Raw genomic sequence first — 24,540 nt, 5'->3', positions numbered from 1 at the left:
TTGTGGCGTAGTAAATCACGCTTCATCCAGCTTCCGATTGAAATAGTGCGCTAGCTTGGCCTCTGGATACACCCCGGTGACCTTTTCCTTAGCGATTCCATTGCGGAAAACGACCAGTGAAGGGATACTCATTACCTTATAGCGCTGGGCAAGCTCTTGACCATTATCGACATTGAACTTCACGAACTTAATCCGCCCCGCAAATTGTGCTTCCAATTCCTCTAAAATTGGGGCCATCATCTTGCATGGTCCACACCACGGCGCCCAAAAGTCGACAACCGTCAGCGGTCCCGTAATCACCTGGTCAAAGTTTTCCTGTGTTGCTTCAATTGCCATTACTTTTGCTCCTTTTGTTTTCCCGACCGCGCCGGATAAAGTGAACAATAATTGTCAAGCCAAATACCACCAGCATAAAGATGCCAAAGTATTGTGACGGAATCTCAATATCGATTGCCGGAATCGTCAAGAACAGCTTAATCGCAATCACAAAGATTAACGCATACGCCATTGGTTCGAGTTCCGGGATCTTGCGCATCAGTTTCATGATAATTTCGGCCACCCCGCGCATACAGGCAATCCCGATCAATCCCCCAATCAGTACGATTACCGGGTTAGGTGAAACCGCCAGTGAGGCTAGGACCGAATCAACGGAGAAGATGATGTCCATAAATTCAATCTGGGCGACCACCAGCCAAAAGCGTTTCCGCCCCGTCACCCGGTCGGCGGTCGTCCGGACCTTCCGTCGCCGCCGGCCGTGGTAACGATTATGGAAAAAGCGGTACACCAGGTACATCAGGTAGGCCGCACCGATTACTTTAATCTCCCAAAAGTGGATTAAGTAGACCCCGACCCCAATAATCAGGAAGCGAAAGAGGTAGGAGCCCCAGATTCCGTAAAACAGGGATTCCTCCTGCTCCTTCAGAGTTGGCAACACCCGGGTCTGCGCAGCCAGAACAACCGCGTTATCAACTGACAGTAGGCACTCAATTATTACCAGCGACAAAATGATTAGCCAATCCTGGCCTGAGGTAATAACCGTTGCCCAGTTATGTGGGTCAAAAAAGGGCCCATATAACTTTTCTAAAAGTGACAATTAATGTCCTCCTTGTATCATTATTTGCTACCTAGCTTTTCTAACCCGTATTTTACCAGATAATCCGTAAAATAGGTGGGTAAAGGGGCGGTAACCTGAATTCTTTTAAAAGAAAAAGGCAGGACCAGTTCTTGGGCGGCCCCGTGGAGGAGCATCCGCGAAAAGTTATCCCGACTATATAGGGGGTCGCCGATGATCGGGTGCCCGCTATGAGCGAGGTGCACCCGGATCTGGTGGGTTCGCCCGGTCGCTAGCTGCAGGAGGACCAGCGTCCGGTCACCTTGGTTGGCCAGCACCTGATAGTTGGTTTGGGCTGGTTTGGCGTGCTCACCACCGACTTGGTACTTCCGCACGTCCTGCGGATCCTTACCAATCGCTTCCGTAAACCGGCCCCGACCAGTCAGCCGGCCAGCGACCACAGCCAGGTAACGGCGGTGAATCTGCCCGGAGCTGATTAACCGGTTCAGTACCGGGACCACCACCGGATTCTTGGCAACGATCATTGCCCCGCTGGTTTCCTGGTCAAGGCGGTGGACCATGAAGGCCCCGCAATCACTCCCGGCTAAGTAGCCCGCCACGTCGTTCAGCAACGTTCCCGTTTCGCCATGGTAGTTTGGGTGGCTTTTTTGTCCCTGCGGTTTGTTAACCACCACCAGGTCCCGATTTTCAAATAGGACCGTAACTGCCGGTGACGGCGTTGGGCAGTAATCATTGGCAGTCGGGTTCCGAAACTCGTCCCCGTTAAAAGCCATCATTACCCGGTCCCCTGGCGCCACGGCCGTGTTCATGTAGGCATACCGGCCGTTTAGCAGGACATGGTGACGGCAGCGCAAGAAGTGCACATAGCGGTTGGGCAGCAGCCATTGGTCATGTAATAAAGTGCGCAAGCTGCAGTGTGCCTGATCCTTCGGTAAGCGTTCTTCAATTTTCCAGCGAATTTCGTCCGCCATTTTCCCACCCCGTTAAGTATGATAGTTTTATTTTATAATTATTTCCCGGGAAATGGAAAAGCGTTCTCTTTACTTTTCCCTATTTATAGCGTTGAATATTAATATAAGCTTTGCGGAGGTGAATAGCGTGCTCAGTACAGAAGAAATTAACGATCACAGTCGGTGGATCAGTGTGTTTGAGCCACTCCCCCGTGAGCGAGCGGACCTGACCAAAAAATACGAAGTGACCCAAGAATTGCTGGACTACGCTATTGACCCCTACGAAAAGGCCCGGGTCGAAGTCGACCCCGACGCCGGAGTAACCCTGCTAATTTTTGACGTTTACGTCCCCACCCACGCGGTCACTGCTCCGCAAACGGCTCCCATTGGAATCATGCTGACGACTAATAATATCATCACCTTCACCAACGCCAAGACGAACTTCGTCAACGGGATCATCGCCAACCAGCTGAAAATACTGCAAAAGCGCGGCCCGATTACTGATAAGCTCAACCTGGTGTTCCCGGTCCTCTACCGGCTTTCGACCAATTACTTTGGTCCCCTACGGCGGGTGGACCAACAGCGCCAGCAAATTCAGCGCAACCTGCAAAAGCGGACCGGGCGCAAGGCAATTACGGAGTTCATGGAGATTGAAACCGGGCTGGTCTACATGCTGACCTCCCTCAAGGGAAACGTCTCCCTGCTGGAGGAGTTCAAGCGGCGTTTTGCTTCCCGGATGTCGACCCGGCAGCGCAATGATTTAGACGACGTAATTGTCGAAGCCCAGCAGGGGTTGGAAATGGCCCAGATGACCTCGGACGTTTCCGAACGGGTCTCCAACGCTTACAGTAAGGTGTTAGACAGTGACCTAAACCAAACGATGAAGTACCTGACGATCTACTCCATCGTTTTGTCAATTCCGACCATCGTTTCGGGCTTCTATGGGGAAAACGTCAAGCTGCCCCTGGCCGATGGGGACCTCTCCTGGCTCCTCACCCTCGGGATCACCCTCGTGCTGATGATTGCCTGCGCGATTTTCCTCATCAACCGGCGCTGGTGGAAGTGACGATTTGACACCGCCGCTGGGCGCATAAGAGAGCGGTGCCCGTTGACAAATCACGGGCAAGACGATAACATAATGGCAACAATTATCGTTTCAGTAGGTCCTGCGCTGGGAGTCAGAGAGCCGGTGGTAATGTGCGAACCGGTCAGGCGTAACGGCTGAATTATCACGAAAATTCAATTGTCCGGCCATATTCAGCGCCGTTACCACCTGATATGAGCACGGAAAACTTCCGTAAGCTGGGTGGTACCACGGTTTAAACAATCGTCCCGTTGATTAAGTTCAACGGGGCGTTTTTTATTGCAAAGAAGAAGGCAAAGCTATCACTAGGGAGGACCAAGAAGATGAAAAAAGTACAGTTCAAAGAAGCCATTGTTATCCTGATTACCATGCTAATCATCCTGGGGACCGCCGTCATTAAGTTCGGCCTGTCACCCCAAATCCCCGTCCTGTTTACAATCGCCCTGCTCATCTTTTGGGCCCGCTTCCGAGGGGCAGCCTGGGAGGAAATTCACCGGGGAATCCAGGAGGGGATTGAAACGGCCATCATCCCCATCTTTATTTTTATCCTAATCGGCGCCCTGATCGCCGTCTGGATTAAGGCCGGGATCATCCCCGCCATCATGGTGGTTGGGTTCAAGCTGATTTCCAGTCAGTTTTTCATCCCCTCGACCTTCGTTGTCTGCTCACTGGTGGGCCTAGCAATCGGGAGCGGTTTTACCACCATCTCCACTATTGGGATTGCGCTGTTCGGTATGGGAGTAGCAATGAACATCAACCCAGCCTTGATTGCCGGGGCGATCATCTCCGGAGCCGTCTTCGGCGATAAGATGTCGCCGCTCTCGGATTCGACCAACCTCGCCTCCGCTATCGCGGGTAGCGACCTCTTCGCGCACATCAAAAACATGATGTGGTCAACCATCCCCTCCTTCATTGTTTCGCTAATCCTCTTTTGGCTGCTCGGCAGTGCCGGTTCCCGTATTGACGCGGGCAAAATCGCCCGCACTACCACCGTGTTGACCCAGCACTTTACCATTACCTGGTGGGCCCTGCTGCCAATCATCCTGATGTTTGCCTGCGCATGGCGGCATATTCCAGCGATTCCTACCTTATTTATCAACATTTTCACCACGGTCATGATGATTTTTTGCCAGGACCCGCACGAATCATTGCCAGCGCTGACCAAGTTAATCAGTGCGGGCTTTGTTGCCCATACCAGCAATAGCTCCGTCAATGCCCTGCTGTCCCGGGGCGGAATTTCCAGCATGATGGCCACCGTTTCCTTAATTATCGTAACCCTCTCGCTGGGCGGCATCCTGATGAAGTTCCAGGTGGTTCAGGCCGCGATGGACCCGCTGGTCAAACACCTCCAAAAGCCGGGACCCCTGGTGACCACAACCGTTCTGGCCGGGGTCGGGATTAACCTCTTCGTCGGGGAGCAGTACCTATCCGTCATCCTGCCGGGAAAGGCCTTTAAGCCAGCATTCACCCGCATTGGCCTTTCCCCGCTGGCCCTCAGTCGGGTCCTGGAAGACGGCGGGAGTGTCATCAACTACCTGATTCCGTGGGGCGTTGCCGGGTCGTTTGCGGCGTCCACCCTAGGCGTTCCCGTCCTCCACTTCCTGCCCTTCGCCTTCTTTAGCCTCTTTTCACCCGTCTTTTCAATTCTCAGCGGCTTTACCGGGATTGGTTTGAAATGGATGCAAACAGGTCAGACAAAGCAACCACACCATTAAGCTTAGTACGTAAAAGAGAACGGGCGCCCCACTTATGATTGGGGACGCCCGTTCTCTTTTTACCTAAATGCGGCCCTTAATGTCCTTATCCTTAAAGGACTTAGGGTCTGGGATAAAGGAGATGTCCGCGTCAATAATGCCAAACTGTTCACGAAGCATTTTCTCAATTCGTTCCGATAGCTGGAAGCTCTCCAGGACCGTCATCTTGCTGTTGACCATCAGGGTGGCATCCAGGGTAACCACGTTGCCGTTATAGTGCGCCTTTAGTTCAACCACCTGGCGCACCTTGGCAACCTTGAGGATGGCGTCACGATATTCCTGTTCTGCCCGGGGATCAAAGTAGTCCGTCAAATTCAAGCTACTGTCAAAGAAGATCTTTAAGCCTGAATACAGGATAAAGAAGCCAACGATAATACTAGTTGCACCATCAAGCCAGGAAAGGTCAAACAGGAGGGCGCCAGCGATGGCAACCATCGTACCGATACTGGTAAAGGCGTCGCTCAGACTGTCCTGCGCCGACGCCAAAAGGGCCGCATTCTGCAGCTTCCGCCCCGTCCGCCTGTTCATATACCAGACGACTAGCATGATGACGGAGGCAATCCCGGCCCCAATCAAGGCCACTGGCTGGGGGACCACCCGGCTCGCAGGGTTGAGGAGCGCCTTAATCCCGTCAATAATAACGCTCAGGGCAATCGCAACCATGACCACCGCAGTGACCAGCGAAAAGATAGTTTCATAGCGCCAGCGGACAAATTGAACCCGCTGGTCCGACCCCAGGTGGGCCTGGTAGTCGCCCGCCGGCAGCCTAGCCCCAATGATGTCGTCATCGTCAACGTCCTGGGCGATGTGCAGGCCAATCATCAGCAGGACCGTGGAGATAATTCCCGACAGGTTGTTAAAAGCATCCGCCCGCAAGGTTTGCGACTTGCTGACGGCGGCCAGCCAGTATTCGATAATTGAAATTAACAGATAGGCCACAACGTTATAAATCAGGTGCCGCTGGGACGCCCGAATATTCGCCAGTTCATTTGCCTGGGTCCGTTCCCAAACCGCCATCTCATGCTTTGTGTGCTTCTTAAACTTTGACATTAATTTCTAACTTCCCTTGAAATGCGTTAGGTTCATTATACCGCAAACCCAAGCGGCCAAAAGGAAGAAAAGGAGCCCCAGCACCCACCGGCAGGCGGTGCTGGAGCCCTTAGCCAATCCTATTCAGCTCTTTGATCCCGAGTAACAAACGAGAAAGGGCAGGGAGAAAACGGGCTTTCTCCCTGCCTCTTGCTAGTTCTTAACTATTACAAAGATAACGTGGAAAATAACCACAAGGCTAGTGTCTAACTACGAACGCTAGCCGGCCCGTACCGTGCCAACTATCGTTCTAGGTTATCCATACGCCTTGTCGAGGAGGTTATTTCCCACTCCCGGCATTCTACTGATTATAGGAGACCACCTGGATGTCATCATCGGTTAACAGCAGGCGGGTCAGGCTGCCGTTAGCTGGCCGGACCGTCACGTCGTACTTGCCGCCGCCAAAGCGTTCCACCAAGCTCAGCAAGGTGTTGCCATGGCTTACCCAGAGGACGTTGCTATCATCCGGCAAGCCGGCATCCCGAATCAGCGCAATCCCTTTGTCGACCCGTTCCCAGTATTCCTGGTTATTCTCAGCATCATGGAAGGGGTCGGCAGCTTTGAGCCAGTCCTTGGCAGTACCAATCGAATGTTCAGTGACAATGTCGTGAAAGTTGTTCAGCCCGTGGGGAGCCCCGGCATTGTACCAAGCCAGGTCCATATTAGTTCCTTCATACGACCCGTAAAATTCTTCCCGGAAGTACGGTGCGGTGACCGGCTGCTGAACCGATCCGGCTTTATTCATATCAAGAATCGTCTGAATAGTTTCCATCGCCCGGGTGGTGTCACTGCAAAAGGCGCCAGTAAAGTGGACATTTTGCAGCCGTTCTCCGGCCTGACGAGCATTGTCCTTGCCCCGCGTAGTTAACGGCGAATTACTCCACCCTTGCAATTTATTATAGATGTTAAAGTAGGTCTGCCCGTGGCGAACCAGATATAGGTTTAACTTTGTCATAGTAATGCCTCCATGTTTGTCGTTGCAACCATTGTACCGCTTTCAAGACAGGAATCATAGCGAACTTAGGGTGGACTTAGGGCTTTAAACATAGTTTGTTCACATTTTGCCCGTAGACTATGAAGCATAGAAGGAAGGAATGAATATGACATTAAAAGATACTAGTCAACCTGAAATAGTGGCTGCCAGAATTGTCGCAGTCAGCGGCAAAACGGTGAAAGTGGTGACCGAAGATGGTCAGACCCTCCGCATTCCCCTCCCCAGCAACTACCGGCAGGATCAAACAATGCTGGCCTCATTAAAAGATATTTGGCGAGCAGGGATTTGGATTCCCGTCAACCGGCAGCTGAAACGGCTTTTCCATTATGACTGGCTAAGCGAACCAGCGCCGGTCCCAGCAACAAACCATTAAGATTTAGCAATGATTGATGCTCAGCAATTGGTTACCCGCAATCTGTGATAAAATAGTTCTGATTTACTAAAATTAGTTACTACCCAATCGATTGTGAGGAACATTCTTAATGAAAAAATTAAGCAAATTCGTGGACACTAGGATTGGGTTCTTTACCCTGCTAGTTGTCCTTTTTTGGTTTAAAACCCTGTTTGCTTACTTTACCGATTTCAACCTCGGGGCCAGCAATATTTTTCAGTACATCATTCTGATCTTTAACCCACTGGCCACGACGGCGCTAATCTATAGTATTGCATTTTATTTCAAGCGGGCGCGCTTTTTCTATCCCGTCATCATGGGACTTGCGATTGCCAACACCCTCCTGCTCTACTTAAACGTGATCTACTACCGTGAATTTACCGACTTCATGACGATTGCCACGATGACCGGTTATTCCAAGGTTAACCAGGGGCTGAGTGGTAGCTCGCTAGCCCTGACTAATCTCCACGACGTTTTTTACTGGCTGGATATTGTAGTAATTGTTGTCCTCATGCTGCTCCGGGTTATCCGCTTTGACCGCCGCGCCATTGGGACCCGCCTGGCCTTTGCCTTTACGTCCATGTCGCTGGTCCTGTTTGGGGTCAACCTCTCCCTGGCGGAGATGGACCGGCCGCAGCTGCTGGGACGGACCTTTGACCGCAATTACATCGTCAAGTACCTGGGGATCGATACCTTCACTGGCTACGACCTGGTTAAGTCACAGCACATTCACGAGATGCGGCAGAGTGCCACCAAGTCCGAACTGGATAAGGTTAAGGAATTTACTGATAAACACTATGCCAAGCCTGATCCCCAGATGTACGGGATTGCCAAGGGACGAAACGTGATCATTATCCACCTGGAAAGTTTCCAGCAGTTCCTGGTTGATAAGAAGGTTAACGATCAGGAAGTCACCCCATTCTTGAATTCCCTCTACCATAGCAAGGACACCTACGCCTTCGATAATTTCTTCCACCAGGTTGGCCAGGGAAAGACCAGTGATGCGGAAAATATGCTGGAAACGTCAACCTTCGGGCTGCCCCAAGGTTCCCTCTTTGCTACCCTTGGGAGTGACAACACCTTCCAGGCGGCCCCAGCGATTTTAAACCAGCGGGCCGGCTACACCAGTGCGGTCTTCCACGGGAACGTTGCTAGTTTCTGGAACCGCAATAACGTTTATAAGAACCTCGGCTACCAGTACTTCTTTGATGCCAGCTACTATGACACCTCGGGGGACAAGGCGACCGGCTACGGCCTGAAAGATAAGCTGCTCTTTAAGGACTCCGTTAAGTACCTGCAAAACCTGCAACAGCCGTTCTACGCCAAGTTCATTACCGTTACCAACCACTTCCCGTATGACCTGGATGACGAGGATAAGGACCCGAACTTCCAAACTACTAATACGGGGGATTCCAACGTCGATAATTACTTCGTGACGGCCCACTACCTTGACCAGTCGCTCGCCGAATTTTTCAATTACCTGAAAAAGACCGGTGTCTATGACCACTCAATTATTATGATTTATGGCGACCACTACGGAATTTCCAATAGCGAAAACCCGTCATTGGCCAGTGTCCTCGGGAAAAACGCGGATAACTGGACCGATTTTGATAATACGCAGCTCCAGCGGGTGCCACTGATGTTCGTAATTCCTAATTCCGGTGGCCATGGTTACATTTCGCACACTTACGGGGGTGAAGTGGACGTTTTGCCGACCCTGCTCCACCTGCTGGGCGTTAGTTCTAAACGGTATATCCAGTTTGGGACGGACCTGTTCTCCAAGGAGCACAGCCAGACCGTGGCTTTCCGCAACCGCGATTTTATAACGCCGCGTTTTACCAGCATTAACGGGACGATTTATAATAATCGGACCGGAAAGGAAGCCAAGCTGACTAAGAAGCAGCGCCAGCAAATGCAGCGAGCCCGGGACTTGGTTAACCAAGAGCTAAGTCTCTCGGACTCATTAAATGAGAAAAACCTTCTTCGTTTCTACCATCCGAAGGGCTTTAAGGCCGTTAACCCAGCGGACTACAACTACTCCAACGGTTTGAAGCGTGCCCAACGGATTGAAAAGAAGAAGGGCAACAAATCAACCAGTATTTTCAGTCAAAACCATAACCGGTCAACGGTCAACGATTACAGTACCGATGCACCTGAGCAAAACCATTCTTCAACCGATTCCAACCGGATTAAGATTACTAATCCGGATGCGAATAATAAGTAAAGGAAGGCCTTCATATCGGGTTTAGCCGTATGAAGGCTTTTTGTATTTTAAAAGACCGACTATACGGCGCCAACAGCAAGCGCTTGGGAATTAATCACAATTTTTGCTGTCTTTTCACCTCCAATTAACCCGGCTAATAATCCTGTGTTCGATTTGAGAAAGCCTTTTCTTTGGCTTACAATAAGCTTGTAACCTATTTAAGGAGGAGATTGTTATGCCATGTACTACACTTTTGGTTGGTAAAAAGGCCACTGCAGATGGATCCACGATGATTGCACGCAATGAAGACTACTTCCACGCCTTTAACCCCAAACGTTTCGTTGTAATGACCCCTGATAAGCAACCGCAACATTATCGGTCTGTAAATGCCAAATGTCAGGTTGAACTACCTAACTCTCCACAGCGCTATACTGCTTTACCAGAAATTGAATCGATGGAAAAGAAAACTGGGATCTGGGGAGAAGGAGGCATCAACGACGCAAACGTTGCAATGTCCGCCACTGAAACTAGCACCACTAACTCCCGAATCTTGGGGGTTGACCCACTGGTGAAAAAGGGGATTGGTGAAGAAGACTTCGTCACAATTGTCCTCCCCTACATTCACTCTGCTAAGGAAGGAGTCAAGCTGCTGGGAAGCTATTTAGAAAAGTATGGGACCTACGAATCCAATGGTGTCATTTTCTCTGATCGAGATGATATTTGGTACATGGAAACCATTGGCGGTCACCACTGGGCGGCTAAACGGGTCCCCGATGACTCTTACGTAGTTGCACCAAATTGGTTTAGTATCACCGACTTTGACTTTAAAGCAGCTGACACACTGGCTTCGGCTGATCTGGAACAATTAATTATTGATCACCACCTCAATATTGACGGTGACGGCAGCTATAATCTCCGGCACATCTTCGGCAGTCATAACGACTCTGACTACGCCTATAACATTCCCCGGCAGTGGTATATCCAAAAGCTGTTCAATCCAAGTGATATTGAACAACCTGATAATCCTGACTTGCCATTTGCTAAAAAGCCAGAACATTTATTGACAATTGAAGATGTCAAGTACGCCCTGAGTTCTCGCTACCAGCACACGCCTTATGATCCTTACAGCGACCGGGGCTCGGATGCTGAACGGCACGCTTTCCGGCCAATTGGTTTTCAGCGTAACCAGGAGTTGCACATCCTCCAGATTCGTAACGACGTCCCAGCCAAGATTGCTGGTATTTGCTGGCTGGCATTCGGTCCGAACGCCTATAACGGGATTGCGCCTTTCTACACCAATGTGCTGGACACGCCAGCACAGTATCGGGATACCAAGCCGAAATTTGATATTAATAATATGTACTGGTTAATCCACACTATTACAACCATTGCGGATGACCACCCGAAACGTTATAACTACACAATTGAAGCACTGAAGCAAAACACGCTCGGAGACGGTCGTCACGTCATCATGCTAACTGATGAGGAGGCTGCCGGACTTTCTGGCAAAGAATTAACCACCAGACTAGAAGCGGCCAACCAGCAAATTGCGACGACAGCTTACAACCACGCTATGAAATGTCTTGGGGACATGGTAGAAACCGGCTCGTTACAGATTCGGTTAAACTTCTAAACATGATTTATACTGAGCAACGAAGCTCGTTTCGGGCAATTTGTTGCTCAGTATTTTTTAAAGGAAGCGCTTTACAAAGGATCATAAAACTACTACAGTGAAAGTGTGGTTTGTATTATTTTTCACTTAATCATTTGAGGAGGTCCGTCGTATGAAACCATTTATTAACGCATGCACAGGAATTCTTGTGGGAAAGAAAGCCAGTGTTGATGGTTCGACCATGGTCGCACGGGACGAGGACTGGTATAACGGAATTAACCCCATCACATACCGGGTTTTCCCTGCCAAGAATTACGATGGTGAGCATTATGTTTCTGATTACAACGGTTTCGAATGTGATTTACATGGTCAAGGCTGTCGCTTCACATCCTGCGCCGTTGGCGTTAAGGGCTATGGTCGCTGGGATCAACAGGGAATTAATGAATACAACGTTTCCATGACGGGGTGCCAGACGGAAACCACTAATGAACGAGTACTTGCTTACGATCCACTAGTGCCAAACGGCCTAGATGAAGAATGTATGGTTTACTTGGTCCTACCATTTATCAAGAATGCCCGCGAAGGTGTCAAAATGCTCGGGAAGATGATTGAAAAGTACGGTACCGGTGAATCAAACGGAATGGCATTTGCGGATAAAGACGAGGTTTGGTACATGGAAATGGAAGGTGGGCACCAATGGGTAGCCATGCGAATCCCGGATGACTGCTATGCTATTGCTCCAAACATTGCCTGTATCGAAGAAGTTGATTTCGACGATCCGGATAACTTTATGTATGCTCCCGGGATCAGAGAGTTTGTTGACAAATACCACCTTAATGCCGACCCAGGCCACTTTAACTACCGAGATATCTTTGGTACCCACGACGAAGGTGACGCTTACTACAACTTCCCGCGAGCCTGGTACGGCCAGAAGATGTTCACCCCTTCAGTTAAGCAAGAACCGACCAGCTCTCATATTCCATTCTGCCAGCGTCCAGACCACCTGCTGAGTGTCCAGGATGTTCAAAACTTTTTAAGCAGCCACTATCAGGAAACCAAGTATGACCCAATGGGCTCCTACGCCAGCGGTGACCGAGAGCGGAAATTATTCCGACCATTGGCCTTAGACCGAAACCAAAATTCCAGCGTTCTGCAGATTCGCAATGGTGTACCAGCCAAGTATGCGGCCATTCAGTGGGTTAACCTTGGCTTCCATGCGTTTAGCCCATACGTTCCATTCTTTGCCAATGCTAACGATACCCCTGCCAACTACAAGGTTGCTGGCAAGAATTACTCTCCTGACAGTGCCTACTGGATGTACAAACTGATGCAGGTAATCACGGAGCCTCGTTACCATCAATTCATCAACAAAATTAACACCTATCGGAGCCAGGTCCTGTCCTATGGGCTCGGGCGGATTGCGGCAACAGATGCCAAAGCTGATGATTATGACGGTACAGAATTAACTGCCTTCTTAACTAAGTCCAATATTGAAACTGCTGACCACATTACTAAAATGTCCAAGAACATTATTCATGAGCTAATTAATGATTCGCTCCAGAATTCACTCTTCCAATATGAAAAGGGCGATAACCTTTAATTGGTCAGCGCGTACGTCAAGAACAGTAATTGATTAGCAGCGATAACACTGTTAATCAATTACTGCTTTTTTGTAACCGCTTTCATTATTTTGTCTATCAACATTTATTAAATTATCAATCGGTGGTATTCTTGTATTGGTTATTATTTTCACATAGTCAAGGAAGAAGTGTATTTATGAAAAAATTTAGGCAGCTTTGTTTTGCCATCTTAACCGTACTGGGACTGGGAGTTGTGATTGGCTACGGCTTTCAGCATGCCAAGCAGGCTAGTGCTAATAGTCGGCAATTCAAAGGGAAAACACTAAAGGTCGTCACAACCTCTGATGCTTACAAACCACTTTTTAACAAGTTTAGTAAACAGACCGGGGCTAAAGTAGAATTTATGTCAATGTCTTCTGGAGAAGTTCTAGCAAGAATGAAAGCTGATAAAAGTGCTAAACCAATGGCTGACTTATGGTTTGGCGGCGGCATTGACGCCTTTATGCAAGCCAAAAGCGACCACTTGTTGGCTAAAGATAATTCCTCATCAGTAAATAAAATTAGTAAGCAGTACCGGGATCCGGATGGCTACTGGTTATCAAAGGGCCTAACCGTCGGTGGCCTTGTCGTCAACAAGAAGGTTTTGAAAGACAAAAAGCTTGCCATGCCAACAAGTTGGAATGACCTGACTAAACCAGAATACAAGGGCGAAATTATAATGAGTGACCCAGCGGTGTCTGGAACATCATATGCCATCGTAAAGGGGCTCCTGGACCAAAAGGGTAATAATGCTGGCTGGAACTACTGGAAGAAAGTAAACAATAACATCTCCTTCTATAGTAAACGGGGGAAGGATCCCCAAGAGAAAGTCACTTCTGGTGAATTTGCCATCGGACTAATTCCTGTTGACCAAATGGCATTCAAGACTGCCCAACAGAATGACCTAAAGGTAATTTACCCATCAGACGGTGTTCCGTGGGTTCCAGAAGGTGTGGCAATTTTCAGGAACGCTCCTGATCAGAAAGTCGCCAGGTCATTTATCAACTTCATGCTTGAACCAGCAAATATGAAAGAATTGGCTAAAATTGATGGCAAAGACACTGACCAAATTATCATGCCCGGGGTCAAGGGTCTCAATTTAGGATTAAAGAAGTCCGACCTGATCAAAGAAAACCTGACCACTTTCGGCAGCGATCGTCAATCCATTCTGAACAAGTGGACTAAAATGGTTGGTAACAAATAATAACTCGTGGGGCGCGATTACCTAATCACGTCTCATTTTTTTGATATAGCTTGAAATGGAGTGACTACCTAATGCGCGCCCGACGTGTCACTAATCGGCTAGCCTATGTAACCACCTACCTAATGGTTTTGCTGGCAATTCTTACATTCATCTTCTACCCCTATGCCGCCATCCTCTTTCAGGCCCTGGTAAAGGGGGAACTCATTATATATTATTTATTCGGCATAATGTTACCCTGCTGGGGCACTCCCTGTTCGTTGCGAGTACCACAACACTGTTTTCCCTCATTACCACGTTAGCTTTAAACATCATGCAAACGTTCTTAAAACCATTTTGGCGACGGAGCTTGCGGTTAACTTTACTAGTAACAATGGTTTCGCCACCTTTTGTTACCTCGTTAGCGTACATTAACTTATTTGGTCGCCGGGGATTAATCACTTATGACTTACTGCACCTAGCGTTTAACCCCTACGGGCCACAAGGAATTATCCTCATGCAGACCGTGAGTTTTTCCTCGCTCAATGCCCTCCTGCTGATTAGCATTACGCAAAGGATCAATCCTGGTCTGATCAATAGTGCCCGTTCCCTTGGTGCGACTCCAACCCGCATCCTCCTCGACGTCATTATACCAGCCATCAAGCCAGGAATAATGGTTGTCGCACTGGTTAGCTTTATCCGTAGTTTAGCGGATTTTCAAACACCAACTATTATTGGTGGCAGCTACCAAGTCTTAGCTAGTGCTGGTTACTACGCAATGATAAGCATGGGGAACCTACACCTGGCGGCCCTGATTAACATTACTTTGGCAATTCCTGCAATCATTGGCTTCTTTATTTATATCCACTACAACCGTTCATTGACTATGCTACAGCACGGCCTGGTTGATAATCAGCGAGAACTTATCCTCCCTAAAAGAGGCCTTCTCTGGTACAGCTCAACGTTAGTGTCAGTTATCTTCTACCTAGTATTAGTCCTCCAGTATGGGTCAATTTTTCTCAATGCGATTACAGAACAGCGATGGGGACATTATTACTTTTCGCTTGGACCAATCGAACAAACGGCCTTCTTCATCAGCCCAGAAATTATCGGCCGAACAATTGGCTATAGTATCATTGCCGGCTTTCTCGGTAGCCTAATTAGTTTCCTGATTGTTTATTATCACCAAGTACACCATTCGCAGCTGATGAAACTGTTAGAAATGGTTGGGACCCTGCCATATATCCTGCCCGGCACATTTTTTGGCTTAGGGTACCTATACGCGTTTTCCACTAAGCCCCTTATTCTGACTGGTACTGCAACGATTGTAATCATCAACTTGATATTTAAGCAGGTTGCATTTGCCACCAAGGCAGCAAATGCGGTGGTCACCCAGGTGCCGACAACCTACTTTAAAAGTATTTACGATCTTGGTGGTTCCACAATTGCGGAATGGCGGGACGTCTTTTTCCCCTTAACCAAACGGGGATTTGCCCTCACATTCTTAAATGGTTTCATCAGTACCATGACTACCATCGGTTCGATCATCTTCTTGGTTCATCCAGGGCAAGAATTGCTTACCCTGGTTATGTTCGACGTGGTCCAGCAAAACGAGTACCAAGTAGCCTCAGTAATTGCCTGTTTTATTATTTTAATTTGCCTAATCGTTGCTGGAATTGTAATAGCCCTGATCAATCTTACCGAAAGGAATCGTTCCCATGTTTTTTGAAGTTAAAGACCTAAACAAAAAGTATCACCACCAGGAAATTATCCACCGCCTATCTTTTGCCATTGACAAGGGGGAAATCCTGATTGTACTCGGCCCTAGTGGCTGCGGGAAAAGCACACTGCTCTCCTGTATTAACGGTTTTGAAAAAGTTAACGGTGGGCAAATTCTACTCGAACAACAGGACATTACGACGCTGCCACCTGAAGAACGCAATGTTTCAACTGTTTTTCAAACCTATAGTCTTTTCCCAAATATGACCGTTCGGCAAAATTTAGCCTACGGATTAAAATTTCAAAAGTTAGGTAAGTCCCAGCGGGATCAGCTTGTTAATAAAATGATCAGCTTACTCCAGCTTGAATCCATTGCTGATATGTCCGTCACCGAAATTAGCGGTGGGCAGCAGCAACGAGTTGCATTAGGACGGAGCTTAATCATTCGGCCGAAATTGCTGCTACTTGATGAACCCTTTTCAAACCTGGATGCCAACTTGAGGCTGCGACTGCGGAGGGAGCTCCGAAGGGTGCAACAGCAACTGAAAATGACAATGATTTTTGTCACCCACGACCAACAAGAGGCATTTGCTCTAGGTGATAAAATCCTCTTGATAAATGATGGGCGCCTGCAGCAACTTGCTACCGGTACCGAAATATATGATGAACCGGCTAACCAGTTCGTACTAAAATTTGTGGGGACAGTTAACTGGCTCGGTCAAAGTCGGTATCTCCGACCAGAAAATATTACTCTCACCCCTGATCCTCACGGTGAGGGTATCATTACCCAAGCAGTTTTTCAGGGGCCAACTATCGATTACCAAGTTAATCTGCACAGGCACACCTACCAGGTCACCTGTCTAAACCGGGGGCATAGGTTTAACGTTAATGAACGTGTAACAATCAGCTATCACGAAAAGGAGTTAGGAAAAGAACTATGAAAATACTACATGTTTTAGCTCAGCTACCTGCAAAAACTGGAAGTGGCGTCTATTTTACCAATGTCATTAAAGGCTTCCCGGATGAACAGAATGCTTGTATTTATGGCTGTTATCCTGATTTTACTGCACCATCCCTACCAGCTACTCGGCAATACCCGGTAATATTTCCCAATCAGCACTGCGACTTTTCCCTTCCGGGAATGAGTGATGTTATGCCGTACCCAAGTACTAGGTATGGTGATATGACGCCCCAGATGATTGCAGACTGGCAAAAGACGTTTGCTCAAAAAATTAAAGAGGTCCTGGCTGAATTCAAGCCTGATATCATCTTCTGCCATCACCTTTGGCTCCTGGCATCACTGGTTTGTCAACTATCTCCGGTACCAGTCTATACATTCTGTCACGGAACGGATATCCGCCAGGCCAAGCAGCACCCTGACCTCTTGGAAAAATATGTTCAACACTTTCACAAACTCCAGCACGTGTTTGCTCTAAGCGATTTCGAGTGCAAGCGAATCAACGCAACTTACCATATTCCAACCGGCAAGATCACGGTAATTGGTGGCGGGTATGATCCGGCCATATTCTATCCTCCAAAGGAACACTGTTCAGCGCAAAAAGCCATCAACGTTGTTTTCGCCGGTAAGATCTCTGCGGCAAAGGGCGTCTTTGACCTGGCGAAAGTCTTTACCACAATCAGTAAGGACTTCCCCAATGCTTGCCTACACTTAGTCGGTAACGCAAGTTCAAGTGCCCGGGATCGGCTAGCTCCTTATTTAGGCAACCCGCATATTAAGCTATATAATGTAGCGGACCAACAGCAGTTAGCTAATCTGTACCGCCGTAGTGATATTTTTGTCTTACCTTCCTATTATGAAGGGCTAGGATTAGTGGCAATTGAAGCACTGGCTTGCGATTTGCGGGTGGTTTCAACCACAATTCCGGCCCTCCAGGAACAGTTAGGACCAAAGGTTAATGATAGTGGGATAATTAACTACGTCGAGTTACCACGGATAGTGAACCAGGATGTCCCCGTCGAGGCAGATCTTCCGGCCTTCCATAAACGGTTACAATCCTCCTTGGAGCAACAAATTCAGGCTGTAAAAGAACACAAAGACTTCCCTGCTGACCTCCACACCGAAATTACCAAGAACAGTTGGCCGCACCTAATTAAGAAAATCCGTCAGGTAATTATGTTCCCTTAATATAAAAAAGCGCTTGCTCTAAAGTGGCAAACGCTTTTTTATATACAAAATCAGAATGTATCCCTAGCAATTAATAGTTTGTAAATCCCGTGGGGCCGTGGTTAAGGTTTCACAGTCAGTTTTCCTTACTAAAACATCATCCTCAATTCTCACACCACCAACACCAGGTACGTAGATGCCGGGCTCAACAGTAATAATTTCGTTTTCGTGAACAACAACCTCATGCCTACCCGGCCCATACGTAGCAGGTAATTCATGGACTGAAAGACCAATTCCATGACCCATTCCGTGTTCAAAATTATCCTTGTAGCCGTGGCTCCAAATCAGATCCCGTCCTGGCCGGTCCATATCATCACCGTGCATACCGTCCTTAATTACCGCACGAACTTCTTCATTTGCTTTTTGCACCAGATCATACATTTCGTGAAGCTTATCGCTTACTGGCCCCATCGCAAAGGTTCGCGTCATATCACCTGTGTAGCCATTGATGAAGTAGCCAAAGTCTAAAGTAACTAGTTCCCCTTTTTTCAATTTTTTATCCGTGGCTGTGGCATGTGGCTTAGCACCATTTTCTCCACTAGCAATAATAGTGGTAAATGAAATGTTTTCCGCACCCCGTAGCTTCATCCAGTGATCCAATTCATTAACTACCTGGCGTTCGGTCATCCCCGGTTTAACGTAGGACAAAATATAGTCAAACGCTTGAGATTGCAACTGGCAAGCTTTCCGGATATTTTCAATTTCTACTGGTTCCTTAATGCGGCGCATCGTTTCAACCACGTTATTTTCAAAAACCATTTGGTAATCGTCGCCCTGCTCAATTTGCCGATAAATCGCCATTGGAATTGTTCCTTCATAGCCCAGCGTTTTAGCACCCTTCTTCGCGCACTGGCGCTGAACCTCACCGTAGTAGTCTCGCGTGATTACATGGTCTACCGCTGGATCATTAATTTCTTCTTCAATTGCCTCTTGATAACGCGCATCAGTAATAAGAGTTGCGGAATCTTTTGTCACCAAAAGACACCCATCTCCCGGAAGGGCTTCAAAATTTACCAAATACTTTAAGTTATAGTGATTAGTAATAACAAAGGCATCAATATCAAGCTGTGGTAGCTTTAATTGTAATTTAGTTAATCTTGACATCAATAATCCCTCCTTCATGCTCATATTATCACATAGTTTTAAAACTTAATATATCTTTTTCAATAATTATCTATTGTAAAACACGGTACAATAACAAAATTATACCGTGTCTTATTAATTTATAGTGAGTAATGAGTATATTCACCCTGTTCAACATCAGATTTTTGAATACTCATAAAGGCATTCTGATCAACAGCTCTGACTAAATTACGAAGAAAAGATAATTGACCACGAGGGGTAACGACCATGATAACATCAGTCGGCTTACCAGTATATGCTCCCTTGCCGCTCAAAACGGTTGCTCCATGAGTGAAATTACGAAGTTGCTTAACCAATTTTTCTGCCTTTTTAGTAAAAATAACAACCATCACATCAGTCTGCGAAGCAAACGCATAATCCATCAAGCCATTAACTGTAAGCATCCCAATGATTGTATAAATAATCCGGCTCGGTCCAAAGAATATCAATGTCAAAGCAGCAATTATTCCATTAACCGTGTTAGCGAAGAACCCAACATTTTTGTGAAACCGACGTTGGCAGTAAGTCACAATTATATCCGTACCACCGGTTGTAAAACCGTTATTGAAGCACCACCCTACACTTAGTCCAATCATTGCTGATCCGATAATGGTATTGGTCAAAGGATCTTTAACTAATACCATCGTGGGTACAATGCTTAGAAAGACAATGTTTGATAGTGCAGCTAATCCAGAGAATAAAATATAGCGAAGCCCAAAAACTCGCCAGGCAAAAATAAATAATGGCACATTAAATAATGTCATCAAAAGACTCATACTAAGATGATTATTTAAAGCATGAATTAGTTGTGCTGCACCAAGCATACCAATCGAATACGAATTCGTAACGTTTAGGAAATCGTTAACTGCAATTGCCGACATTAAGCCATATAGCAACGCCAAAAATATGCTCTTTCCTGTTCGCCGAAAAACCGCACTCTTCGTTTTTAACATCAATACCCCTCTTTTCTACTTAAAACTGTCTACATTCTATCATTCATCAAATGGCGATTGCCACCTCAAAAAAATCCTTCTAATGCCACAACCGTTGCCAAAAGTTGCCGACGGGGACGTGCTCGCTACTGTAAAGGCCATACGTAAGCGGCTCACCATCAACCGTCCGGACGTCGTGGCTGGCAACTTCCAGATTGCCAATTCTTTCGTCGGCACCAACTGGGGCCAGGACTTTGCCATTCCGACCATGACAATTTAGCTTCACCGCCAGGCTGTAATTCTTAACGGTTTTATTACCCCAAACACTGACCTGGTGGGGCTTAACAGCGACCGTTCGTTGGGTCCCGTTTGCAACCTGCTGCCGGTATAACCAGTGTGGCAGCGCAATTTGTTCTGTCTTCATATGTTTTAGCCGGTCATATAACTGCTGGGTGGCAATAAAACGAGCGTCACCGCCGGCGCCATTGGCATGGAGGACGACGGTTATTACCCGGTGGCCCCGGTAAAGGCCGGTACTGACAAATGACGGACCAGCCGCAGCAGATGTCCCTGTCTTCAACCCATCAATCTTAACCCCGCTAACCGCGTACCGGTCTCCTGGCAGCATCTTATTCAGGTTCTCAGCTTTCGTGGCCTTATCCTTAGCAATATAAAAATTCGCACTCCGTTGTGCCGTCACCTGAAGCAAGTCCGGGTAAGTTTGAATCAAGTAGCGGGCCAAGCGAGCAACATCGTTTGCCGTCATCGCATTCTCCGCATTATCAGCATACTGCTCCAACTTCAACCCTTTCAGGTCCCCGTTCGTCAGGCCCACCGGATTCACGATCGTAAAGTTCCTAAGACCGATCTCCCTGGCCTTTTGATCCATCTTGAGGTTGAATTCTTCCATATTGCTACCATCAGCTCCGGCCAGTGCCAGCGTCGCCCCATCCGCTGACTTTACCATCGCCGCGTTCAGCAGCTCCCGGACAGTATAAGCCTGTCCCGCCTGCACCCCAATTGCGGAATAGCTCGGGTCGCTGGCAATCGCAGCCACGTCACTAGACACGTTGACCTTTGTATCGGCGGTAATGACCCGCTGCTTAAGTTCGTCATGAATTACCGCCACCGTTAATAGCTTGCTGATTGACGCTACCGGCAGCTTCTGGTTAGCGTTTTGTTCGTAAAGCACCTGCCCGGTCGAAGCATCAATCATCACCGCCGCCCGCGCATTAATCCGGTCACTTGCCATTGCATCCGTAGCTATCCCGGCCAGCATAAGCGGCAGTATCATGATTAGCACTAAAATCTTCCTAACGTTCATCAACTTGTTCTCCCCACCATTACTGACTATTAAAACACTCCCATTATATTAATGCTGCCAACAGATTACAATCGTCGACCCGGTAACTAGTGCAAAAAAAGCGAAACACTCCGTAACCACCGAAGCGTTCCGCTAACCTTTCCCACTACTTACCAATTCCCATAGACGAACTGTGCATCGCCATTTTTTTATCAGGGTACAGCTTTTTTGCTAACGCCGTAACGGCCGTCGGCGCCTCACCAAACGCAGCGGCAATCAACGGAACCTTTCCCGGGTAGGTCACCCCATCCCCAATTGCATATACCCCGTCAATATTGGTTTTCATCGTTGAGTCAACCTTGATTAGCTGGTGATCGCTCGCCAAGTCCAGCGACCATTCATCAAGGGCCGCATTATTTGATGTAAAACCGTAGTTAACAATCAGCTGGTCCACGTTCAGCTGCTTTTCCTCGTCACTGCGGCGCTTTTTAAGCCCCAAGGTAACGGTTCGATCGTCTTCGACCTGAATTTTCTTCGGCAGGTAGGGGGTCACCAGGTGCACCCGGGATCGCTGCAACCGGCTAACCGTATGCTCCAGGCCGCGGAATTCATCCCGCCGGTGGACAATGCTGACTTCCTTTGCGACCGGTTCCAGCATCAGCGCAATGTCAATCGCCGAATCCCCGCCACCGAGGACGGCCACGCGCTGGTCCTTATAATCCGCTACGTGGTTAACAAAGTAGTGCAGCTGGTGCCCTTCTGCTTCATCTGCCCCGTCCAAGCTCAATTTCCGGGGTGTAAACGCACCATTGCCGAGAGCGATCACAACCGCGCGGGACCGTGAAGTTCGTTTTGCTGCTTTAATCGTAAAACTCCCGTCATCCTCCTTGATAACATCCTCAACGGTCTCGTTTAAGTACCGGTCAACCGGGGCAACCGCCATTTGCTGTTCCAGCCGGTCTACCAGCTCCTGGCCGCTAACTCCAGGCATCCCCGCAACATCCCAAACCTGCTTTTCGGGATACAAGGCGGCAACCTGTCCGCCAAGCTGCGGCAGGCTTTCCACCAACTGGGTCTTTAACTCGTGCAACCCGCAATAAAAAGCGGCAAACATTCCTGCCGGACCGCCACCAATTATCGTTACGTCATACTTTTCTTCTGCCATATTGTTATCCTTTCGTTTTAAGCTGTCCTCATTATATCATTACTCCCCGATTGCACCACTTCGTCCACTGCCGAACAAGTCCCTCCCGCCCCAACGACCCTCATGAGAAATGCGGCCGGTATCTTCAGTAAAAGGTTTGACGTGTTGTTATAGCAATGTTAAAATTTTAACTAAAGCGCTATCACTGCCGTTGTTTTTAAGCTGGCGGTAATTTATGATAAAGTGGTAGATAAGTTTTTAGTTAACATCTTGGAGGGACAAATTATGGCAAAACGGAAAATGATCCTCGATTTGGATACTGGTGTCGATGACGCTTTAGCAATCGCCTACGCGCTGGCTGACCCTGAAGTTGACCTGATTGGAATTGTCAGCTCATACGGTAATAACCTGCTCGACATCTGTGCAGAAAACAGCTTAAAGCTGCTAGAACTGCTCGGTCATACTGACATTCCGGTTTACAAGGGCTTACCTCACTCCAGCACGACGGACCACTTCGACGTTATGCAAGTTTCTAAGGATATCCACGGGGACAACGGGATTGGCGATGTCGAATTGCCAACTCCACAACGGGCTGTGGAAGAAGATTCCGGCGTTGATTTCTACATCGAGGCCGCTCACAAATACGGCAAGGACTTGATTATTATCCCAACTGGCCCAATGACCAACTTGGCAGCCGCCCTGAAGAAAGACCCGGCAATCGCCGACCTGATTGGTAACGTCACCTTTATGGGCGGCGCCCTGACCGTTGATGGAAACGTTACCCCGGCCGCGGAAGCAAACATTAACCAGGATGCCAAGGCCGCCGATGAAGTCTTCAAATCGAACCTGCCGCTGACGATGGTTGGCCTGGACGTTACCTTGCGGACCCTCTTGACGAAGAAGGAAACGCAGCAATGGCGCGACCTCGGCACCGCTGCCGGAAAAGCCTATGCCGACATCACCGACTTCTACATTGATGCCTACTACAACTTGGACATCGATAAAAATGGCTGTGCCTTGCACGATCCGCTGGCGGTTGGAGTGGGAATTGACCCTTCCTTTGTCAAGACCATCAGCCTCTTCCTGCGCTGTGAATACGACCCGGACAGCCCATTCTACGGCCGGACAGTTGGTGACAACGCTAAGCTGAACGACCCGAACCCGAACGTAAAGGTTGCCGTCAACGTGGACAAGGAACGCTACCTAAACGCCTTCATGGATCACCTAACCGGCTTATTCAAGCAACACTAATCTAAATAACGAGCTGCGACCGCTCCTTTCGAGAAGCGCACCGCAGCTCGTTTCTTTTACAATAGATTCCGAATCAGCAGGGAAACAGCGAGGACTAGGGCGCCGCCACCCACGATAATTTGCATTAACCGGCTCGGTACCCGCCGAACAATAACCGGTCCTAAAGCGCCGCCAATAACGTTACCAATAAACAGCGGGATTACGAAATTCCATTCAATCGTTGTTTCAACCGCAAAGATGATGACCGCAATGGTATTGGTTACCGTCATTGCCACGTTCTTTAAGGCGTTATTGACGGCAAAAGTCTTTTGGCGGTTAACAACGGCCAGGAGGGTCAACATCATGATTCCAGCGCCCGCATTAAAGTAGCCCGCGTAAATGCCCACCAGAAATACCCCGAGGGCGGTCAAAAGAGTGTCGAGTCGGTGCCGGCCGAGGGAGTGGCTATTAGCCGCCATTGCTGCTTGCGCTTGCCGCGGCCGGTGCGGGAAGATCAAAATCAACCCCGCGATCCCGATGCAAAATGGCACTAATTCCTGAAAAAATTTCCCGGGTAATGTAAACAGCAGGATTGCTCCCAATACGGCCCCAACAAAAACCAACGGGACAATCAACCACATCTGCCGCTTATCATGCCGTAGCTCCTTAGTCGAGGCCGCAATCGAACTATAAGCACTCCCGACCGTCGACCAGGCGCTTGTAACGTTAGCCATCACGGGCGGCAGCCCCATCATCAGCAGCGCGGGATAGGAAATCAAAGAGGCTAAGCCGGCCGCAGCGCTGACGATTCCGGCTAACAGGCCAACGATAACCAGAATGATGAAAAGAGTGATTCCAGACATTGTATTCCTCCACAAGTAAAATTAACAGCTTTATTGTACAACTTTCAGTGGGCGGCCGGCGTTGCTAATTTGAATTTCCCCGGCTTTTCCATTA

The 24,540-nt window shown here is 48.3% G+C and carries 21 protein-coding genes; 11 read left to right on the top strand and 10 right to left on the bottom strand.

Annotation, left to right across the window (positions count from 1 at the left end; all coding sequences use genetic code 11):
- Nucleotides 1–15 precede the first annotated feature (15 nt).
- The 3 genes from trxA to HMPREF0494_RS05375 are packed head-to-tail and all read right to left on the bottom strand — an operon-like array spanning nt 16 to nt 2,043.
- Entirely contained in the window at nt 16–336 is a 321-nt protein-coding gene (trxA, locus tag HMPREF0494_RS05385) for a thioredoxin (RefSeq protein ID WP_007123933.1), read from the bottom strand.
- Nucleotides 326–1,093, bottom strand: a complete 768-nt coding sequence (locus tag HMPREF0494_RS05380; protein WP_007123932.1) for a TerC family protein — start codon at nt 1,091–1,093, stop codon at nt 326–328. The genes trxA and HMPREF0494_RS05380 overlap by 11 nt, the downstream gene beginning before the upstream one ends.
- 20 nt (nt 1,094–1,113) lie before the next feature.
- Nucleotides 1,114–2,043, bottom strand: a complete 930-nt coding sequence (locus HMPREF0494_RS05375; protein ID WP_007123931.1) for an RluA family pseudouridine synthase — start codon at nt 2,041–2,043, stop codon at nt 1,114–1,116.
- 127 nt (nt 2,044–2,170) lie between these two features.
- Between HMPREF0494_RS05375 and HMPREF0494_RS05370 the strand changes: the two genes are divergently transcribed.
- Complete coding sequence (locus tag HMPREF0494_RS05370) at nt 2,171–3,088, top strand: magnesium transporter CorA family protein (protein WP_040458833.1); 918 nt, start codon at nt 2,171–2,173, stop codon at nt 3,086–3,088.
- Nucleotides 3,089–3,429: 341 nt separating this feature from the next.
- Entirely contained in the window at nt 3,430–4,821 is a 1,392-nt protein-coding gene (nhaC, locus tag HMPREF0494_RS05365; protein ID WP_040458832.1) for a Na+/H+ antiporter NhaC, read from the top strand.
- A 63-nt stretch (nt 4,822–4,884) separates the two neighbouring features.
- Here nhaC and HMPREF0494_RS05360 read toward each other — a convergent pair whose 3' ends face one another.
- Together HMPREF0494_RS05360 and HMPREF0494_RS05355 are read right to left on the bottom strand one after the other, a co-directional pair.
- A complete protein-coding gene (locus tag HMPREF0494_RS05360) occupies nt 4,885–5,910 on the bottom strand; it encodes a cation diffusion facilitator family transporter (protein WP_007123928.1) in 1,026 nt (341 codons plus the stop codon).
- 340 nt (nt 5,911–6,250) lie between these two features.
- The gene (locus HMPREF0494_RS05355; protein ID WP_007123927.1) at nt 6,251–6,904 is read right to left on the bottom strand and encodes a histidine phosphatase family protein; all 654 of its coding nucleotides are present in this window, start codon (nt 6,902–6,904) and stop codon (nt 6,251–6,253) included.
- A gap of 145 nt (nt 6,905–7,049) precedes the next feature.
- On the opposite strand from HMPREF0494_RS05355, the gene HMPREF0494_RS05350 reads away from it, so the two are divergent.
- The 8 genes from HMPREF0494_RS05350 to HMPREF0494_RS05315 all read left to right on the top strand — a co-directional run bounded on the left by HMPREF0494_RS05350 (nt 7,050) and on the right by HMPREF0494_RS05315 (nt 17,813).
- The gene (locus HMPREF0494_RS05350; RefSeq protein WP_040458831.1) at nt 7,050–7,316 is read left to right on the top strand and encodes a hypothetical protein; all 267 of its coding nucleotides are present in this window, start codon (nt 7,050–7,052) and stop codon (nt 7,314–7,316) included.
- A 109-nt stretch (nt 7,317–7,425) separates the two neighbouring features.
- A complete protein-coding gene (locus tag HMPREF0494_RS05345; protein WP_007123925.1) occupies nt 7,426–9,558 on the top strand; it encodes an LTA synthase family protein in 2,133 nt (710 codons plus the stop codon).
- Between the two features lie 214 nt (nt 9,559–9,772).
- Nucleotides 9,773–11,170, top strand: coding sequence for a C69 family dipeptidase (locus HMPREF0494_RS05340; protein ID WP_007123924.1), 1,398 nt, complete (start codon nt 9,773–9,775; stop codon nt 11,168–11,170).
- 151 nt (nt 11,171–11,321) lie between these two features.
- On the top strand, nt 11,322–12,749 hold the full coding sequence (locus HMPREF0494_RS05335) for a C69 family dipeptidase (protein WP_007123923.1): 1,428 nt from the start codon (nt 11,322–11,324) through the stop codon (nt 12,747–12,749).
- Between the two features lie 29 nt (nt 12,750–12,778).
- Nucleotides 12,779–13,972 carry an ABC transporter substrate-binding protein gene (locus tag HMPREF0494_RS05330; protein WP_225430263.1) on the top strand — a complete coding sequence of 398 codons (1,194 nt, stop codon included), beginning with the start codon at nt 12,779–12,781 and terminating at the stop codon, nt 13,970–13,972.
- 370 nt (nt 13,973–14,342) lie between these two features.
- Entirely contained in the window at nt 14,343–15,677 is a 1,335-nt protein-coding gene (locus HMPREF0494_RS05325) for an ABC transporter permease (RefSeq protein ID WP_007123921.1), read from the top strand.
- Nucleotides 15,667–16,608, top strand: coding sequence for an ABC transporter ATP-binding protein (locus HMPREF0494_RS05320; RefSeq protein ID WP_007123920.1), 942 nt, complete (start codon nt 15,667–15,669; stop codon nt 16,606–16,608). Before HMPREF0494_RS05325 ends, HMPREF0494_RS05320 begins: the two co-directional genes overlap by 11 nt.
- Nucleotides 16,605–17,813 (top strand): glycosyltransferase family 4 protein, encoded by a 1,209-nt coding sequence (locus HMPREF0494_RS05315; protein ID WP_007123919.1) that lies wholly within the window; start codon nt 16,605–16,607, stop codon nt 17,811–17,813. The genes HMPREF0494_RS05320 and HMPREF0494_RS05315 overlap by 4 nt, the downstream gene beginning before the upstream one ends.
- 63 nt (nt 17,814–17,876) lie before the next feature.
- Here HMPREF0494_RS05315 and HMPREF0494_RS05310 read toward each other — a convergent pair whose 3' ends face one another.
- The 4 genes from HMPREF0494_RS05310 to HMPREF0494_RS05295 all read right to left on the bottom strand — a co-directional run bounded on the left by HMPREF0494_RS05310 (nt 17,877) and on the right by HMPREF0494_RS05295 (nt 22,374).
- Nucleotides 17,877–18,956, bottom strand: coding sequence for a M24 family metallopeptidase (locus tag HMPREF0494_RS05310; protein WP_040458830.1), 1,080 nt, complete (start codon nt 18,954–18,956; stop codon nt 17,877–17,879).
- A 119-nt stretch (nt 18,957–19,075) separates the two neighbouring features.
- Complete coding sequence (locus HMPREF0494_RS05305) at nt 19,076–19,927, bottom strand: YitT family protein (RefSeq protein ID WP_007123917.1); 852 nt, start codon at nt 19,925–19,927, stop codon at nt 19,076–19,078.
- A gap of 79 nt (nt 19,928–20,006) precedes the next feature.
- A complete protein-coding gene (locus HMPREF0494_RS05300; protein ID WP_235803839.1) occupies nt 20,007–21,158 on the bottom strand; it encodes a D-alanyl-D-alanine carboxypeptidase family protein in 1,152 nt (383 codons plus the stop codon).
- Nucleotides 21,159–21,375: 217 nt separating this feature from the next.
- The gene (locus HMPREF0494_RS05295; protein WP_007123915.1) at nt 21,376–22,374 is read right to left on the bottom strand and encodes an NAD(P)/FAD-dependent oxidoreductase; all 999 of its coding nucleotides are present in this window, start codon (nt 22,372–22,374) and stop codon (nt 21,376–21,378) included.
- Nucleotides 22,375–22,638: 264 nt separating this feature from the next.
- On the opposite strand from HMPREF0494_RS05295, the gene HMPREF0494_RS05290 reads away from it, so the two are divergent.
- Entirely contained in the window at nt 22,639–23,604 is a 966-nt protein-coding gene (locus HMPREF0494_RS05290) for a nucleoside hydrolase (protein ID WP_040458829.1), read from the top strand.
- 56 nt (nt 23,605–23,660) lie between these two features.
- Here HMPREF0494_RS05290 and HMPREF0494_RS05285 read toward each other — a convergent pair whose 3' ends face one another.
- Nucleotides 23,661–24,446, bottom strand: a complete 786-nt coding sequence (locus tag HMPREF0494_RS05285; RefSeq protein WP_007123913.1) for a sulfite exporter TauE/SafE family protein — start codon at nt 24,444–24,446, stop codon at nt 23,661–23,663.
- Between the last annotated feature and the right edge of the window lie 94 nt (nt 24,447–24,540).

Source organism: Limosilactobacillus antri DSM 16041, from assembly GCF_000160835.1.
Taxonomy (GTDB): domain Bacteria; phylum Bacillota; class Bacilli; order Lactobacillales; family Lactobacillaceae; genus Limosilactobacillus; species Limosilactobacillus antri.
The sequence above is the reverse complement of the archived record's forward strand: the minus strand, read 5'-3'. Positions and strand labels throughout refer to the sequence as shown.